This window comes from Bacillota bacterium, assembly GCA_040757205.1.
In the GTDB taxonomy this organism is placed as follows: domain Bacteria; phylum Bacillota; class Desulfotomaculia; order Desulfotomaculales; family Desulforudaceae; genus Desulforudis.
The window spans coordinates 80,883-97,047 of sequence record JBFLXL010000001.1; the positions used below are offsets into that span (position 1 = coordinate 80,883).

Genomic DNA, 16,165 nt, shown 5'->3' on the forward strand with positions numbered 1-16,165 from the left:
CCGGCCCCGCTCACTTAGCCATTGCGCACCGATCATCGCGCCCTGCACCGACATCCAGGTAGCCATTGCGCACCCGCGCGGTCACTTTTAGGTACTCCTTATTTGAAAAGCCGGCCCGGTATCCGGCCGCCGGAAGTGAAAACCCCTTATTGAACCCGGGAAATATACCAGATTCCGGCAAGGATGAGGGCGATCGAGAGGAGCATATGCAACCGGCCGGCCTTGACTTGACCAGCTTTGTCCTTCTTGTGGCCCATCCAAAACTGGTGGACGGCGGCGGCCAGAATCAGTCCTGCAACCAGAACTTCCATACTGCTTCACTCCTGTTTCCCGAAAGGGCCTTCTGACAGACATTATATTCCGGACATCGGCCGGCGGGCAAGTACTCACTCTCCCGCAGTTTATTGGCCAAGCGGCAGCCCTTTTCAAATCGCCGGGCAATGATATAATCAAAGGAAATGGTCAAGCAGCTCGTTTTCTAGTCTCCACACCATCCGAATGCCAATACTGCCGGAAGGGAAGTGCCGGGTGTGAACATCAGACAGAAAATCCTGACCGGGTACCTCATCGTCTTTGTGGCCTGCGTATTTACCGGCGGTTTCGCACTGTACAACATGCACAAGATGAGCGCCACCTACACCGACCTGATTGAAAACCGTGTGCAACTCGTGCACGAGACCCAAAACCTCCTGCTGGCGTTCGAGTACAAGGCGCTGATGATGCGCACCTATTTCCTGACCGGGCTCCCGGAATGGAAAGACGAGTTTCTGAACCAGAGCGCCAGGACGATACAGGCCCTGGATGAGCTGGAGGGCCGAATCACCACGGATGCGGAGCGGGCCGTGTTCATGCCCTTGTCGCAGTCCGTGCGGGGCTTTGATGAACAGTACGTCAATCCCCAACTGGCGGTTCGTGAGGACCCAACCCTGACGGAAGCGGAGAAAATGGCACAAATCAAGGAAATGACCGTGCAGCAGCGGGGCACCGTCCGCCGGGTGATCTCCCAGGGCCAGGATTTCATCAGCCTCCAACAGAAGCTCTTGAACGCCACCGTGGCCGAAAGCGCCGCGTGGGTGTCCCTGACCACGGCCTTCACGGCGATAATGCTGAGTGTCTCTCTGTTCCTGGGTATAGGAGCGGCGGTGTACATCTCCCGGACCATTGCCGAACCGTTGCGGCGGCTGGAGGAAGCAACCGAGTTGGTTGGCACCGGTGACCTCAGGGCCGGCGACACCGGGGTCCTGTCCCACGACGAGGTCGGTCGGCTGGCCAGGTCCTTCGCCAGGATGACCGGGCATTTCCGCCGTCTCGTTGAGCGGGTGCGCCGGGCGACCGACAGCGTGATCAAACACTCCGTTGAACTGAGGGCCGGCGCCGGGGAAGCCGCTGCTTCGGCGGCCGCAACCATCGAAGCCGTTGAACAGTTGTCGGTGCGGATCACCGGCATCGTCCGGAGCGCCTCGGCGGTTGAGGAAAAGATCAGGAAGGTGTCGACACGGGCGGTCGAGGTGGAAGAGGCGGCCCGAAAAATGCGCAAGCAAATGGACATCACGAGTATGGTGGCCGAGCGGGCCAATTCGGCGGTGACGCAGATGATCGGGCGGCTCGACGACATCGGGAAGGTGGTGCGGTTCAGTACGGATTTGGCCGTCCAGGCCGGGAGCTTGGCCCGGGAGGTGGCCAGAGAATCCGCCTACATGTACAAACCGGACGGAACGAGCGCCGGGCCGGCTGGCGCGGAGGCCGGGGAGTCTTGCGCGCCTTGCCCGCCGGAACCCTTCCTGGCCCTGGCTTCCGAAACCGAAAAGCGTTCCCAGCAGACTCTGGCGTCGGCGGCCGCGATATCGGGGTTGGTTGACGAACTGCGGGCCGCGGCCCAGGATGTGGCCGGGGCGCTGGCGGAAGAGCGGGGATTTATCGTCCAGAACCACGGTCTGGCGCGGGAGGTAGCCGAGAGCTTGCCCGAAGTGGTTTCGGCGGTGCAGGTGATGTCGGAGCACTTCCGGGAAGTGAGTATTTTCATCATGAACGTGATGCAGCATATGGACGCCATCAGCGAGGGCGTGGAGAAACAGAGCGACCTGATCGCCGATATCGGGGAAGTGGCGTCCACCTTGGATTCCGCGGCTCACGAACTTCAGGAAGCCATCTCCGCGCTGAAGATATAGGCGAAAAGCGGGCGGGCGCTTTGGCTGGTTTTGATAACCGGTTGGGGCGGGGGCCGTCAGCGTCTCCGCTCCCGCCAAATGTCCAGCAACAAGCATAGGCTTACGAAGGCGGAGATGGCGAAGCCGGTCAACCCCAGGCCGGAATGGCCGTGGATCAGCGGCGGGATGCCCGCGCTGATGAGGACGGAGGAGCCCAGAATCATGGAGCCCAGCACCACGCCCATGGTCAGACGGTTGGCGGATTTGGCCAGCGATTTCTCCAGCCGGTCCGTACCCTCGAATTTGACGAAGACCTCGCCCTTCTCCATGTGGTCCATGATCCGGTTCAGGCGCTGGGGGAAGTTCTCAAAGAGCCGCACGGTGTTGGACCATTCAATTTTCAGCTTGCGTGCCGCCTCCGAGGGGCTGCCCCGCTCGATAGTCAATTCGCGAAGGTAGGGCTTCAAGAGCGCCACGGTGTCCAGGTTCGGGTAGATCTGCTGCCCCAAGCCCTCCATCGTCAGGAACGCCTTCGACATGAAGGCGTACTGGGCCGGAATGGGAATGCGGTGCTGCTGGAAAATGGCCAGGAAGTCCAGAAGCAGGCGGCCGGCGTTCCGGTGGCGCAGGTTGGCGGCGAAAAAGGTGTCCAGCAGTTCCCTGATGTCCCGCTGCAGAAGCGGTGTGTTGGCGGCGCCGTAGACGCCGAACGCGTGCAGGGCGATGGCGGCCAGGTGCTCCTCATCGCGTTGGATGATGGCCTGCAGCAAATCCACGATGTTTTGCCGCATTGAAAAGGTCAACCGGCCCACCATCCCCCAGTCCAGCAGACACAACTGCCCCGACGGGGTAATCAGCACGTTTCCGGCGTGCGGATCGGCGTGGAAAAAGCCGTCCAGCAGGATCTGGCGCACCTGGGTGTTAAACCCGGCTTCCGCCAGTCTCCGGCGCTGCACCAGGTCACCGGTGAAGTCACCCACCTTCACGCCTTCGATCAACTCCGTGGTCAGCACCTTGCGGGTGGTATAGGCATCGTAGACTTTAGGTGCGGTGACCAGTCCGTTTTTCTCCATGGTGGCGCGGAATATCTTGATGTTGGCGGCCTCTTTCAAGAAGTTCAACTCGTTGTTGATGGTGCGGCGCAACTCCTCCACCAGGGACGGCAGGTTGTAGGGCCGCATGTCGGGGTAGCGGTTGTGCAGCATGTTCGCCAGGTACGACAGGATGCGCAGGTCCGCTTGCACGGTGCTGTAGGCCTTTGGGCGGCGTACCTTGACGGCGACTTTCTCCCCGGTTTCACGCAGCACGGCGCGGTGAACCTGGGACAGCGAGGCCGCGGCGAACGGCTTCTCGTCGAACTCCGAGAAAACCACCTGCAGGGACCCAAGGTCGGCGACGAGCCGATTGGTCACGTCACCCGGGGGCTCGGGCGGGACCGAGTCCTGCAGTTTCTCCAACTCCACGATCAGTTCACCCGGAACCAGGTCGGGACGCATACTCGCCACCTGGCCGAACTTGATGAACGTGGCCCCCAGTTCCTGCAGCACGAGGCGGATGCGCTCGTAAACGGTCAGGCCGCGCTTGATCCCGGTGATTCTTCCGGTGAGCCCGAGGTCGGGCAGATTGTAACGGTCCACGAAGTCGCGGAACCCATACTTAACGAGAATGAAGATAATCCGGTTGAGCCTGGTCAGTCCAACCAGCGGTTGACGGGACAGGTTAATGGACTCCCGGTCGCGCAGCATTGCAGGACCTCTCCCCTTCACCTTCCCCACGCGGCGAAAAACTGCGGGAAAGTACAACGTGATGACAAGTTTCTCTTAAAACAGCCTATCAGCTTTTGGCGGTGAAATAAAGCGGCACCGGGCCGGTCACGGCTTTTCCGGCCCGGGGACGGGCAGTCCCGCGGGGTGGACAAGAGATCTATGGCGGGCAAAAACAGCCCTGCCGAATCGCAATGGAAATGCAGTATGACTTGGGAATCGCTTCGGTGAAGTCGTCGAATATCCTTTGCGCGGGGACCTAATACTGACGTTATGAAAAAAAGAGTGGGGGCCTTTCAGATCGCCAGCGCCTACATCGGGGTCACGATCGGGGCGGGGTTCGCCTCCGGCCAGGAAGTGCTCCAGTTCTTCACGTTCTTCGGCCCAAACGCCATTTTGGCGATCATCCTGGCCAGTATGCTTTTCGTGTTCTTCGGGGCGGTGATCTTGGATCTGGGCAGAAGGCTCAACGCCAAGTCGCACCTGGAGGTGCTGCGTCACAGCGGTGGGAAACACTTGAGCATCCTGGCCGACGCCGTGACCACCTTCTTTCTATTCGGCTCCTTTGCGGCGATGACGGCCGGTACCGCCGCGGTGTTCGCCCAGCAGTTCGGTTTCCCGACGGTCTGGGGAAGCGTGGCGATGGTGGCGGTCAGCGCCGCCACCGTTGTCCTCGGCCTGAGGGCCCTGGTGTCGGCCCTGAGCTTTGTGGTTCCGCTCCTCCTGGTTGTGGTCGTCGGGGTGGTGGCGTTGACCCTCGCCGCCAACCCGGTCACCGCCGCCGGGCTGCTGGCGGCGAACCAGCCCTGGAACGCCCCGGTTCCGAACTGGGCGCTTTCTGCGGTGACCTACGTTTCCTACAACATCGTCATCGCCGTGGCCGTGCTGGCGCCTTTGGGGGCCCTCGCCGCAAGAGGGCGCGCCCTTAACCAGGGTGCACTGGCGGGCGGGATCGGGCTCGGTGTCGGGATGCTGGCCATCAACCTGGCCATCGTGGCGGTGCCCCAGGCCGGCGCCCTTCCCATCCCCATGGCCTTCGTCGCGGCGATCATCTCTCCGTTCTTCGGCTTCATTTACTCCTTCGCGCTCCTGGCGGCCATCTACACCACCGCCGTGGGCGCGCTGTACGGGTTTGCCGCCCGTTTGGCACCGGCGGAAAGTACCCGTTTCCGCATCACGGCCATCCTGGCCGGGTCGGCGGCTCTTTTTGCGTCCCAACTGGGATTTCAATCCCTGGTGCGCTACCTCTATTCCGCCGTGGGCATCGTCGGCATCGTCCTCCTGGTCGGCCTAACCTACACGTTCGTCAGGGAGCGCTACCGCGAATTGCTCCCTTAGGCAAACCCAACACGAACGGGCCAATGTTTCCCCCTATAAAACAAAAAAGGCGTCCGCTTTCGGAAGCCTTAATTTCTCTGGTGCGGCAGAGAGGAGTTGAACCTCCACGGGGTAACCCCCACTAGATCCTGAGTCTAGCGCGTCTGCCATTCCGCCACTGCCGCCCGGATGTGTCTTTCGACAAACCCTATGATAGCACAGGACGACAGCCATTGTCAATGCGCCTGGCAGGCGCACCAGAGCTGACGCATGCCCCTGTTCTTGAGGCCGGCGGGTGCACTAGGCTCTCAATCGTGCGATGATCATTTCCGCCACCCGCTTTCCGGAAAGGACCATGCCTCCGAAAACGGCGCCCATCCGGTAGCCGCCGTGGACGGCGTTGGCGGCCATTCCGGCCACGTACAGGCCGGGGAATACCTCGCCGGTGTTCTCCATGATCTGCGCCTCGCCCAGGTCGGCCCACATCGGTTTTTCGCCCAAGATCCGGCCGGTCGTGGTGTCGAGCTGAACTCCGGCTTTCTGCGCCAGGACTCCGACCACCGACATGTCGTGGCCGGTGGCGTCCACCACGAACCGTGACCGGGTGGCGAGGGGGTCCACGTGCAGCCTGCTGATCCCGACCGCGCTCCAGTTCAGCACGAGGCCGGACACCCGGTTGTCTATCAGCACCACGTCCTCCACGGTCATAAGATTCATGATGTTCGCTCCGGCCCGGCACGCCCCCAGGGTGAGCGCGGCGACGCATTCCACCGACGAGGCCGTGTAGTAGTTGTCCCGGTACTTCCTGATCGCAATCCCGAACTCTTCGAACACGGGACGGGCGGATTCCTGAAACACGATCTCGTTCATCATCGCGGCGCCGCCCCACATCCCGCCGCCGACGCTCAGCTTGCGCTCGTAAACCGTGGTCTTGAGCCCGGCCCGGGCCAAATAGCAGGCGGCGGCCAGCCCCGACGGACCTCCGCCGGCGATTTCCACGTCCACTTCCAGGCAGGAAAGCAGCCTTTCTGTATAGCTTTCGATAATCGCCCGGGAAATGACCGTCTCGTCAAGCTTCATAAATACAACCCCCTAAAAACATTAGTTAGATGCTCATATATATGGTTTTATTCTCTCTATAAAATACGCGGTCATCACTGCAAATCCTGCCGCGTACTCCGATGTTGCCCGTCAAACGCGGCCCGGTTTTTTGGACCGCCGTCAAAGACCAGGGCAGGCTTGCGGTGTGAAATCATAATCGGGAGAATGCAATTTCCGTGGAATCATGATACCCTGGGAGTGGAACCAGCGCGTGGTGGCCGAGACGCAGCCACAAGCAGGCATGCTCCCGGCCAAGGCGAATCGCAGCCGCAGCACTTCCGAGAGAAGTATGGTTTTGATACGGAAGAGATTCTCAAACGGAGGAGTAACCGTTGAAAATCCAAAGCGTGGATTTGCCGGGCATCGGAAAAAAGTACACGTTCTGTTCAGCCGAGGGGCAGGTATTTGTGATCATCATCCACCTCACGGGGCGCCGGGAAATTTATTTCATGAATGATCCCGACGACGATGAGCCGGTAATGACCTTGGATTTGAACGACGAGGAAGCCCGCAAAGTGGGCGCGATTTTGCTGGGCGCCGACTACCAGCCGGTCAGCGAAGACCGGATGGAACTGCTCATGAAGACCTTGCTGGTGGAATGGATCAAGGTGAAGCCCGGCTGCGCGGTCGCCAACAAGAATATCAAGGAAGCCCGGGTCAGGACCCTCACGGGGGCGACCATCATCGCCATCCAGCGCCAGGACCGGATGATCGGCAGCCCCGACATCCAGGAGATGTTGCTTCCCGGAGACGTCATTATGGCGGTTGGCAAGAGGGAACAGATCAAGGCGCTGGAGTCTTTGTGCAAAGGACAGGTGGGATAGCTTATGCCCGAAAGTTGGCCCTTTTTGCTGGCCGGGGGCATAACGCTGATCCTTTTTTTTGCTCTTGGTTTCGCTTCCCGCAAGCTGAAGTTGCCCTCGGTCCTGGGGTTCATTCTTCTGGGTATCGCGCTCGCCGGATGGCTGGGGGAAAACGGCGCAACGCTGCACTACCTCGCCGAAATTGGCATCGTGCTGCTGTTCTTCATCCTCGGCCTGCAGTTCCCGCTGCAGCGGATGAAGGACGTTTCCATCCGGGTATGGCCGGCCGGGTTGCTGGACGTCGTCCTGAACCTGGGGGTCGGCCTGTTGATCGCCCTCCTTTTTGGCTTAAACCTGGTCACCGCCCTCCTGATCGGGGCGGTGGCCTACGCCACCAGCTCATCCATCACCCTCAAAATGCTGGAGGAAAAGAAGCGGCTGGCGAGTCCCGAGGCCGAATTCATCCTGGCGCTGCTGATCTTTGAAGACCTGGTGGCGCCGGTCCTGGTGTCCTTTCTCGCCGGTGTGTACTCGGGGGCGGAGATTTCCTTCCTGAACATGGGAGTCTTGCTGGTGAAAATCCTGGTCACTACCGGGGGGGCGATTCTGATCGCCCTGTATGGTTTCCGCAGACTCAGCGCCTTCGTGGAACGCTACCTGGAAGCGGACTTCATGCCCCTGTTCACGATCGGCATCGCCTTCGCCTACGCGGGACTGGCCGTGTGGCTCGGCCTGTCCGAAGTGCTGGGCGCCTTCCTGGCCGGGGTGATGCTGTCGGAAACGGGGCGGTCCAAGGAGCTGGAGCACCTGGTTGTGCCGGTGCGCCACGTCACCTTGCCGTTCTTCTTTTTCTGGTTCGGCACCACCATCTCCCTCGCCGAGAGCATTCCCATGGCCGAACTGTTGGCCGTGCTGGCCGTCTGGTCCCTGGTCGCCAAGGTGCTGGTGGGCTTTTACGGCGGCAGGATTTACGGCCTGAGCCCGCGGGCGTCTGTCCGCGCCGGCCTGTCCCTGGGGCAGAGGGGAGAATTTTCCGCCATTATCGCCGCCCTGGCGCCGCCGCAGTTGCGGGCCTTCAGCGGCGTCTACATCCTGTTCACCGCCTTTGCCGGGATCTATATGTTCAGCAAGGCCCCGAAGTGGGCCCGGTGGGTCAACGACCGGTTCTTTGCCGGTAAACCGGGGCCGGAGATCAAGGCGGGCAAGACGCCTTAGGGAAGAATTCAAGGAGAAAAAGGTGTCGACCCTTTTCTCACTTTCCCCAATCAGGCTTTCCAAGTTAACGGCCGCCGGTGGAACAATGCCCGGCTTCCATCATGCTTGCGGCGGTGAGCAGTTGGCTTCATCCGCCGCGTATGATACAATCGTAACATATCGGGATCAAGTGCGGTCACCGGCCATTAGGCTTCCGGTGGGTTTTGGGGAGGCCGATCATGCGTGTCGCCATGCTGGCGCCGATTGCCTGGAGAACGCCGCCGCGCCATTACGGGCCCTGGGAGAGAGTGGTTTCGCTTTTGACCGAGGGGCTGGCGGCCCGAGGCGTGGACGTAACGCTTTTCGCCACCGCTGACTCTCTCACGCGCGGCCGGCTGCGGGCGGTCTGCAAGGCGGGCTACGCCGAGGACCCTTCCGTTAACGCCAAGGTCTGGGAGTGCCTGCACATCGCCGCCGTCTTTGAGGCGGCCGCCGAGTTCGACCTGATTCACAACCACTTCGACTTCCTGCCCCTGAGCTACAGCGGACTGGTGAAAACCCCGGTGGTCGCCACCATCCACGGCTTCTCGTCGCCGGCCATCCTGCCCGTATACAAAAAGTACAACGGCCGGGTTCACTACGTTTCCATCAGCCGGGCGGACCGTTCCCCGGAGTTGGATTACATCGCCACCGTGCACCACGGGATTGACCTCGGCGAGTTCACCTTCCGTGACCGGCCCGGGGAATACCTGCTCTTCTTCGGGCGGATCCACCCGGACAAGGGTACGCACGCCGCCGTCCAAATCGCGCGGCGGACGGGACGGCGCCTGGTGCTCGCCGGGATCATCCAGGACCGGGAGTACTACGAAAGAGAAGTGGAGCCGCACCTGGACGGCGACCGGGTGGAATACGTCGGCAGCGTCGGGCCGCTCGCGCGGGACCGGCTGCTGGGCGGGGCGTATGCCCTGCTGCACCCCATCGGTTTTGACGAACCGTTCGGGCTTTCCGTGGTGGAAGCCCTGGCCTGCGGCACCCCGGTGGTGGCCTTTGACCGCGGCAGCATGCCCGAGTTGATCAACGAGGGGGAAACCGGGTTTTTGGTCTCCGGCGTAGAGGAGGCGGCCGCCGCGGTGGAGAAGGTGCGTTCAATCGACCGGGCTTGCTGCCGCCGCGAAGTCGAGCGGCGCTTTTCCGTGGGCCGCATGGTGGACGATTACCTGCGGGTATACAGACAGGTGGTGCGGGGCGGGCTGCGGGCCGTGTGAAGCGAGGCAAGCCCCAGGCCGTGTGAAGCGCGCCGTGCCGGAGAAAAAAAGGACTTCTACTGATTGGCATGCTCCGGATCGTGTTCCGTGTGAAGCGGGGCGGGCCGGGAAAGAAAGACTTTTAAGGAGAGACAAGAGATGACGGCTTTGGAGCAAAGGCAGTTTCCCGTGGCGGTGATCATGGCCGGGGGGGTGGGCGCCCGGTTCTGGCCGTTGAGCAGGGAAGACCGACCCAAGCAATTCCTGCAGCTTTTCGGGGAGCGTTCACTCCTGCAGCAGACCTACGACCGCCTGGCGGCCTTCGTGGCGCCGGAGCACACCCTGGTGCTCACCAACGAGCGGTTTGCACCCCTGGTACGCACCCACCTGCCCGAGATTCCGGAAGCGAACGTCATCGGCGAACCGGCGCGGCGGGACACGGCCGGCGCGGTGGCGCTGGCCGCCCTTTTGTGCCGTCGGCGCTTCGGCGACCCGGTAATGGCGGTGCTGCCCGCCGACCACGTCATCCACCCGGTGGACGAGTTCCGGCGGGTGCTGGCCTCGGCCATGGCCGCCGCCCGGAAGGAAAAGGCCCTGTACACGTTCGGCATCCCGCCGGCCCACCCGGCGACCGGTTACGGCTACCTGGAGCGCGGGGAAAAGGTCCTCGACGACGGCGGCGTGGCGCACTACCGGCTGCTGCGGTTCAAGGAGAAGCCGGACGCCGAAACGGCCCGGGCCTACCTGGAAAGCGGCCGGTTCCTTTGGAACAGCGGTATCTTCGTCTGGACGGCCGGCACCATCCTGGAGGCGCTGCGACAACACCTGCCCGGGCACCTGGGGGTGCTCGAGCCCTTGGCCGCGCTCGACGGCGCCGAAGACTGGACCGACGGGCTGCGGCGCCTGTTCCCCCTGCTGCCCGCGGTCTCCATCGACTATGGGGTGATGGAAAAAGCGGAAAACGTGCGGGCCGTGGCGGCGGCGTTTTCCTGGAGTGACGTGGGCGGGTGGACCGCGCTGGAGCCTTTCTTGGATAAAGACACGTCCGGCAACGCCTGCCGGGGCCGGGTACGGTCGCGGGACGCGGGGTCGAACATCGTCTTCTGCGAAGATCCCTCCGAGACCGTCAGCCTGATCGGCGTGCGGGACCTGATTGTGGTCCGGGCCGGGAAAGAAACCCTGGTCATGCCCCGGGAGCGGGCCGAGGAGTTGAAGGAGTTGGCGGAACCAAGAAAACGCACGGCGTGCTTTAAGGCGTACGACCTCCGGGGCCGGGTCCCGGACGACTTGAACGAGGACATCGCCTACGCCGTCGGGCAGGCTTTCACGGCCCTGTTCCGGCCGGAGCGGGTGGTGGTGGGACACGACGTGCGCCTCTCCAGCCCGCCTTTAAGCCGGGCGCTCATCATGGGCCTGACCGACAGTGGGGTGGACGTGCTGGATATCGGCCTTTGCGGCACCGAGCAGGTCTACTTCGCCACCTTCGACCTGGGGGTCGACGGCGGCATAATGGTCACCGCCAGCCACAACCCGGTGGACTATAACGGCATGAAACTGGTCCGGAAGGAGGCCCGGCCGGTGAGCGGCGATTCCGGGCTGCGGGAGATGGAGGCGCTGCTCGCCGCCGGCGGCCAGGCAGCCGGTCTTCCAGCGCCCGCCCGCCCGGGGACGGTGACCCGGGTGGGGAGCATGGACCGCTACGTCGCCCACCTCTTGCGGTACGTGGACCGCTTTGCCCTGAAGCCCTTCAAGGTGGTGTGCAACGCCGGCAACGGCGGGGCCGGGCTGGTGATCGACGCCCTTGAGCCGCACCTGCCCTTCCGGTTTAAGAAGTGCTTCTTTGCACCCGACGGCACCTTCCCCAACGGCGTGCCGAACCCGCTTTTGCCGGAGAACCGCCTGGTCACGGCCGAAGCAGTATTGCAAGAGGGGGCGGACATCGGCATCGCCTGGGACGGCGACTTTGACCGCTGCTTCCTCTTTGACGAAAAGGGGGTCTTCGTCGAGGGTTACTACATCGTCGGGCTCCTGGCCGCACACCAGTTGGCGCTGCACCCCGGAGCGAAGATTATTCACGACCCGCGGCTGACCTGGAATACCATAGAAATAGTCCGCCAGGCGGGCGGCGTGCCCGTGCTGAACAAGACCGGGCACGCGTTCATCAAGGAGCGCATGCGCGCCGAAGACGCCGTGTACGGGGGCGAGATGTCGGCTCACCACTACTTCCGCGATTTCGCCTACTGCGACAGCGGGATGATCCCCTGGCTCTTGGTGCTGGAGATCATGAGCCGGACCGGAAAGCCGCTTTCGGAGTTGGTGGGTGAGCGGAGGCGGCTTTTCCCGATCAGCGGGGAAATCAACCGGTCGGTCGCCGACCCGGCCGCGGTGATCGCCCGGGTAAGAGCCAAATACGAGCCTGGAGCGCTGCAAGTGGACGAAACCGACGGTATCAGCCTGGAGTTTTTTAAGTGGCGCTTCAACCTGCGCATGTCGAACACCGAGCCCGTGGTCCGGCTGAACGTGGAGACACGCGCCGATGAGGCGCTCTTGCGGCAAAAGACCGCGGAGATCCTGGCGGAAATGGACGGCCAAGGTTAGGAAGCAATCATCTTCGAAAAGGCGGTAAAAAAAATGGTGCAGCGAGGCGCACTTTGCGTGGTGGCCACCCGGAGGGCCGAAATCAGGCAAGCCGATGCTTCGCGGGTGATCACCAAGCTTTTTATTCCGGGTAACGAGGAGCGGGTGCGCCGGATCATCGGCCGCGTGTTGACCCTCTCCGAGGAGGATGTCTCTGTTTTACTGGGCCAGGTGATCGACGAGTTCGCCCACCGCCACCGGCGTTTTCAGGCGGTTTTGGAGGATAACTACCGGGCCGTTTCCCATTTGGTCCCGGAGGGCGGGCCGCTTTCGGAAGCGCGGCGGCAGCTGCTGGGGGCGTACTTCACCAGCGAGTACTCGATCCAGTCCGCGGGGGTCTTAAACCCGTCCATCGTCTGGCACCCCGACCAGAGCGGCCTGCGGCAAGGCGAGGCCCGCTACCTCCTGACCTACCGCTGCGTGGGCGAGGGGCACATCTCCTCGCTGGAATTCAGGAGTTGCGTGATCACCAGCGACTACCAGATCAAGACCCGCCCGATCAGCCCGTTCCTGGAGACCCCGGAATGGCTGCCGTGCGAAACCTTCAGCAAAAGCCTCTTGCGGGCGCGGCTCGTCCAGAGGGGGGCCTTCAGCAAGGAGGTGGAGAAGTTCGTTGATGAGCTGCCTGAGGAGTTCAGCCTGGGGGAAGTCGGGGCCTTGAAGGAGCGGTTTGAAACGGAGCGCACCCTGCCGAAACGCCTCCGTTTCGAACTGGACGACGTCCTGCAGTGGCTGCAGCAGTCCTGCTACCGGGTGCGTTTTCCGCACGGCACCCGCATTTCGGGCCGGGTCCTCTTCCCGCTGGTGGAGAACGAATGCCGGGGGATTGAGGACGCGCGCCTGGTACGCTTTGTCGACGACGACGGCGAAGTGACCTACTACGCCACCTACACCGGCTACAACGGGTTCGCCATCACCGCGAAGCTTTTGGAGACCAAGGATTTCCTGAGCTTCAAGTCGGTCACGCTGACGGGCAAGGCCGCGCAAAACAAGGGGATGGCGCTTTTCCCGCGCCGCGTCCACGGCAAGTACGCGATGCTCTGCCGGCGCGACAATGAAAGCAACTACGTCGCTTTCTCGGACTCGCTGTACGCTTGGGACACAGACGAACTCATCCGCGGTCCGGTCAGTCCCTGGGAGTTCGTCCAGATCGGCAACGGGGGTTCGCCGATCGAAACACCGGCCGGGTGGTTGGTGCTGACCCACGGGGTGGGGCCGATGCGCAAGTACTGCCTGGGGGTGGACCTTCTGGATTTAGACGACCCCTCCAGGCTCATCGGGCGCGCGTCCGAGCCGATCTTGAGCCCGAACGAATACGAACGGGAGGGTTACGTGCCGAACGTGGTTTACACCTGCGGGGCGGTGGTGCACCGCGACGAACTGGTCATTGCCTACGCCATGTCCGACTGGGCGTCCGGGATCGCCACGGTCCCGCTGGACATGTTGCTGCAGAGCCTGTCGTAGGCCCCGCCTGGGCGGGAACAGGTAAAGAGGAGGAGGTTTTGGGTCGGTGAACAGAGTGAAAAGGGACAGGCTCAAGTCGGTGGCCATGGTCGGAACCTACGTTCCCCGGAAGTGCGGTCTCGCCACCTTCACGCACGATTTGGCCGACGCGCTGGAGGCGGAGTTGGTGACCTGCCCGGTGACCGTCGTGGCCATGGACGACACGGACAAGGGGTACGCCTATCCCAAGAGGGTCAAGTTCCAGATCCGCCAGTCGAGCCTGCCGGACTACCTGCGGGCCGCCGAATACCTGAACGTGAACCAGGCGGACCTCGCGGTGGTGCAGCATGAGTACGGGATCTTCGGCGGCCGGAGCGGCGGCCACGTATTGCACCTGGTCCGGAACTTAAGGATGCCGGTCGTGACCGTTTTGCACACCCTCCTGACCGAACCGTCGGAACAGCAGGGGTCGATCCTGTTGGAGCTGGCCGAGCATTCGGAACAGTTGGTGGTGATGACCGACAAGGGCCGCGAGATACTGCGGGACGTCTACGACGTCCCCGACGCCAAGATCACCCGCATCCCGCACGGTATCCCGGACTTCGCCTTCGTTGACCCGAGCTTTTACAAGGACACTTTCGGCGTGGAAAACCGCACGGTGCTTTTATCGTTCGGGCTGCTCCACCCCGGCAAGGGCTTCGAGCTGGTGATCCAGGCCCTGCCGGAAGTGCTCAAACGCCATCCGAACCTCATCTACATCATCCTGGGGGCGACCCACCCGCACGTGATCAAGCATACCGGTGACGCCTACCGGCACAGCCTGCACCAGCTGGTCGGCCGCCTGGGGCTTGAGTCCCACGTGCGCTTCGACAACAAATACACCGGCACCGATGAGCTTTGCCGCTATATCGGGGCCGCCGACCTCTTTATCTCGCCCTACCTGTCGCCGGACCAGATCACCTCGGGCACCCTCTCCTACGCCGTGGGGGCCGGCAAAGCGGTGATTTCCACGCCGTACTGGCACGCCGAGGAGTTGCTCGCCGAGGGGCGGGGCCGGTTGGTGCCTTTCGGGGACGTAGACGCCATGGCCCGTACGATCATCGACGTCCTGGACAACGAGCCGGAGCGGAACGCCATGCGCAAGCGCGCCTACCAGTTCGGCCGGCAGATGGTCTGGAAGGAAGTGGCGCGGGGCTACGTGGACCTCTTCGCCCGCGTGCTGGAAAGGCCCATGAGCAGACCGAGGGCTTTCCACGCCGACTACCCGACGCGGATGGTGGAACAGCTCCCCAGGTTGAACCTGCAGCACCTGCTGCTGATCACCGACGACACCGGGATCCTGCAGCACTGCGTTTATACCACTCCCAACCGGGAACACGGCTACTGCACCGATGACCAGGCCCGGGCCCTGATCGCCACCACCATGTGCCATTCTCTGTTTGAAAACAAGATGGTCATCCCGCTCATCCAGAAATACCTGGCGTTTTTGTTTCACGCCTTCAACCGGGAAAACGGCCGCTTTCGGAACTTCATGTCCTACGACCGGCACTGGCTGGAGACGGCGGGGAGCGAGGACGCCCACGGCCGCGCCCTGTGGAGCCTGGGCGTGGTGGTCCGGGACGCGCCCAACGACGCGGTCCATTTCCTGGCCGCCCGGCTGTTCAACGAGGGTCTGGGAGCGATTGAACCGTTCACTTCACCCCGAGCGTGGGCTTACGCGCTGGTGGGTCTGCATTCCTATATGGAAGCCTACGCCGGGGACGCGGAGGCGCGCCGGCTGCGCGATCTCCTGACGGACAGGCTGTACCGTGCGTTCAGAGAGAATGCGGACGCGGGCTGGCTCTGGTGCGAGGACGTCGTCACCTACGACAACGCCAAACTGCCGCACGCCCTCCTGGTGGCCGGCCGCCGCATACCCGACTCCGGTATTTTCTGGACGGGGCTTCAAACCTTGGAGTGGCTCCTTGAACAGCAGACGGCGGAAAACGGCCACCTCTGCCTGATCGGCAACGCCGGCTGGCTGACCCGTGAAGGCCGGCGGTCCAACTTCGACCAGCAGCCGTTGGACGCCATGGCGCTGGTGGAGGCCTGCATCGAGGCTTTTCGCGGCACCGGCGACTTCCGGTGGATCGTCGAGGCGCGCCGTTGCCTGAACTGGTTCCTGGGCTTCAACGACCTGAACCTGCCGCTCTACGACTTCACCACCGGCGGTTGCTACGACGGCCTGACCCCCCAGGGGGTGAACGCGAACCAGGGCGCCGAATCCACCCTGGCTTGGCTTATTTCGCTTTTGACCATGTTCGAGGCGGTCGGGCAGCAGGTGCCCAAAGAGGGGAACGGGGCCAACGGCGGCCGGCTGGTGGATGGCAGGACTGACGCATGGCCTTTATAACTAGAGCCATATCAAGTTTTCGTTATTTACCAAGGCGAGAAAAAGGCTCCTTGAATTCAGGACGCTGGAGGATTTCTTGCGGGAGTGCCGTCCAGGTGTATGAGATCTGGAGCGGGCGGCGGAA

At 62.7% G+C, this 16,165-nt stretch carries 11 protein-coding genes, 1 tRNA gene and 1 pseudogene; 9 read left to right on the forward strand and 4 right to left on the reverse strand.

Features of this window, described 5'->3' with window-relative positions; genetic code table 11:
- Positions 1-146: 146 nt before the first annotated feature.
- Positions 147-311, reverse strand: a complete 165-nt coding sequence (locus tag AB1402_00410) for a hypothetical protein (GenBank protein MEW6540066.1) — start codon at positions 309-311, stop codon at positions 147-149.
- 219 nt (positions 312-530) lie between these two features.
- On the opposite strand from AB1402_00410, the gene AB1402_00415 reads away from it, so the two are divergent.
- The gene (locus tag AB1402_00415) at positions 531-2,168 is read left to right on the forward strand and encodes a methyl-accepting chemotaxis protein (GenBank protein MEW6540067.1); all 1,638 of its coding nucleotides are present in this window, start codon (positions 531-533) and stop codon (positions 2,166-2,168) included.
- Between the two features lie 56 nt (positions 2,169-2,224).
- Here AB1402_00415 and AB1402_00420 read toward each other — a convergent pair whose 3' ends face one another.
- Entirely contained in the window at positions 2,225-3,892 is a 1,668-nt protein-coding gene (locus AB1402_00420; GenBank protein ID MEW6540068.1) for an AarF/UbiB family protein, read from the reverse strand.
- Positions 3,893-4,183: 291 nt separating this feature from the next.
- On the opposite strand from AB1402_00420, the gene AB1402_00425 reads away from it, so the two are divergent.
- A complete protein-coding gene (locus AB1402_00425; GenBank protein MEW6540069.1) occupies positions 4,184-5,248 on the forward strand; it encodes a hypothetical protein in 1,065 nt (354 codons plus the stop codon).
- Between the two features lie 78 nt (positions 5,249-5,326).
- Here the strand turns inward: AB1402_00425 and AB1402_00430 are convergent.
- Both AB1402_00430 and AB1402_00435 read right to left on the reverse strand, forming a co-directional pair.
- A tRNA-Leu gene (locus tag AB1402_00430) sits at positions 5,327-5,412 on the reverse strand.
- Between the two features lie 115 nt (positions 5,413-5,527).
- Complete coding sequence (locus AB1402_00435) at positions 5,528-6,307, reverse strand: sulfide-dependent adenosine diphosphate thiazole synthase (GenBank protein MEW6540070.1); 780 nt, start codon at positions 6,305-6,307, stop codon at positions 5,528-5,530.
- Between the two features lie 353 nt (positions 6,308-6,660).
- On the opposite strand from AB1402_00435, the gene AB1402_00440 reads away from it, so the two are divergent.
- The 7 genes and pseudogenes from AB1402_00440 (at position 6,661) to AB1402_00470 (ending at position 16,041) form a co-directional block, all read left to right on the forward strand.
- Positions 6,661-7,152, forward strand: coding sequence for a TrkA C-terminal domain-containing protein (locus AB1402_00440; protein MEW6540071.1), 492 nt, complete (start codon positions 6,661-6,663; stop codon positions 7,150-7,152).
- A 3-nt stretch (positions 7,153-7,155) separates the two neighbouring features.
- Positions 7,156-8,346, forward strand: a complete 1,191-nt coding sequence (locus AB1402_00445; protein MEW6540072.1) for a cation:proton antiporter — start codon at positions 7,156-7,158, stop codon at positions 8,344-8,346.
- Positions 8,347-8,564: 218 nt separating this feature from the next.
- Positions 8,565-9,590: a glycosyltransferase family 4 protein gene (locus AB1402_00450; GenBank protein MEW6540073.1), complete on the forward strand. Its 1,026-nt coding sequence runs from the start codon at positions 8,565-8,567 to the stop codon at positions 9,588-9,590.
- A 180-nt stretch (positions 9,591-9,770) separates the two neighbouring features.
- A pseudogene (locus tag AB1402_00455) lies at positions 9,771-10,583 on the forward strand (mannose-1-phosphate guanylyltransferase).
- Positions 10,584-10,754: 171 nt separating this feature from the next.
- A complete protein-coding gene (locus AB1402_00460) occupies positions 10,755-12,167 on the forward strand; it encodes a phosphomannomutase (GenBank protein MEW6540074.1) in 1,413 nt (470 codons plus the stop codon).
- Positions 12,168-12,200: 33 nt separating this feature from the next.
- Positions 12,201-13,670 (forward strand): glycoside hydrolase family 130 protein, encoded by a 1,470-nt coding sequence (locus tag AB1402_00465; GenBank protein ID MEW6540075.1) that lies wholly within the window; start codon positions 12,201-12,203, stop codon positions 13,668-13,670.
- Positions 13,671-13,716: 46 nt separating this feature from the next.
- Positions 13,717-16,041 (forward strand): glycosyltransferase family 4 protein, encoded by a 2,325-nt coding sequence (locus AB1402_00470; GenBank protein MEW6540076.1) that lies wholly within the window; start codon positions 13,717-13,719, stop codon positions 16,039-16,041.
- Positions 16,042-16,165: the final 124 nt, after the last annotated feature.

Excerpts from the sequence above, each read along its gene's own strand:
- AB1402_00465 (MEW6540075.1), top strand. The coding sequence starts at position 12,201 with ATGGTGCAGCGAGGCGCACTTTGCGTGGTGGCCACCCGGAGGGCCGAA.
- AB1402_00445 (MEW6540072.1), top strand. The coding sequence starts at position 7,156 with ATGCCCGAAAGTTGGCCCTTTTTGCTGGCCGGGGGCATAACGCTGATC.
- AB1402_00460 (MEW6540074.1), top strand. The coding sequence starts at position 10,755 with ATGCCCCGGGAGCGGGCCGAGGAGTTGAAGGAGTTGGCGGAACCAAGA.
- AB1402_00410 (MEW6540066.1), bottom strand. The coding sequence starts at position 311 with ATGGAAGTTCTGGTTGCAGGACTGATTCTGGCCGCCGCCGTCCACCAG.
- AB1402_00435 (MEW6540070.1), bottom strand. The coding sequence starts at position 6,307 with ATGAAGCTTGACGAGACGGTCATTTCCCGGGCGATTATCGAAAGCTAT.
- AB1402_00450 (MEW6540073.1), top strand. The coding sequence starts at position 8,565 with ATGCGTGTCGCCATGCTGGCGCCGATTGCCTGGAGAACGCCGCCGCGC.
- AB1402_00425 (MEW6540069.1), top strand. The coding sequence starts at position 4,184 with ATGAAAAAAAGAGTGGGGGCCTTTCAGATCGCCAGCGCCTACATCGGG.
- AB1402_00420 (MEW6540068.1), bottom strand. The coding sequence starts at position 3,892 with ATGCTGCGCGACCGGGAGTCCATTAACCTGTCCCGTCAACCGCTGGTT.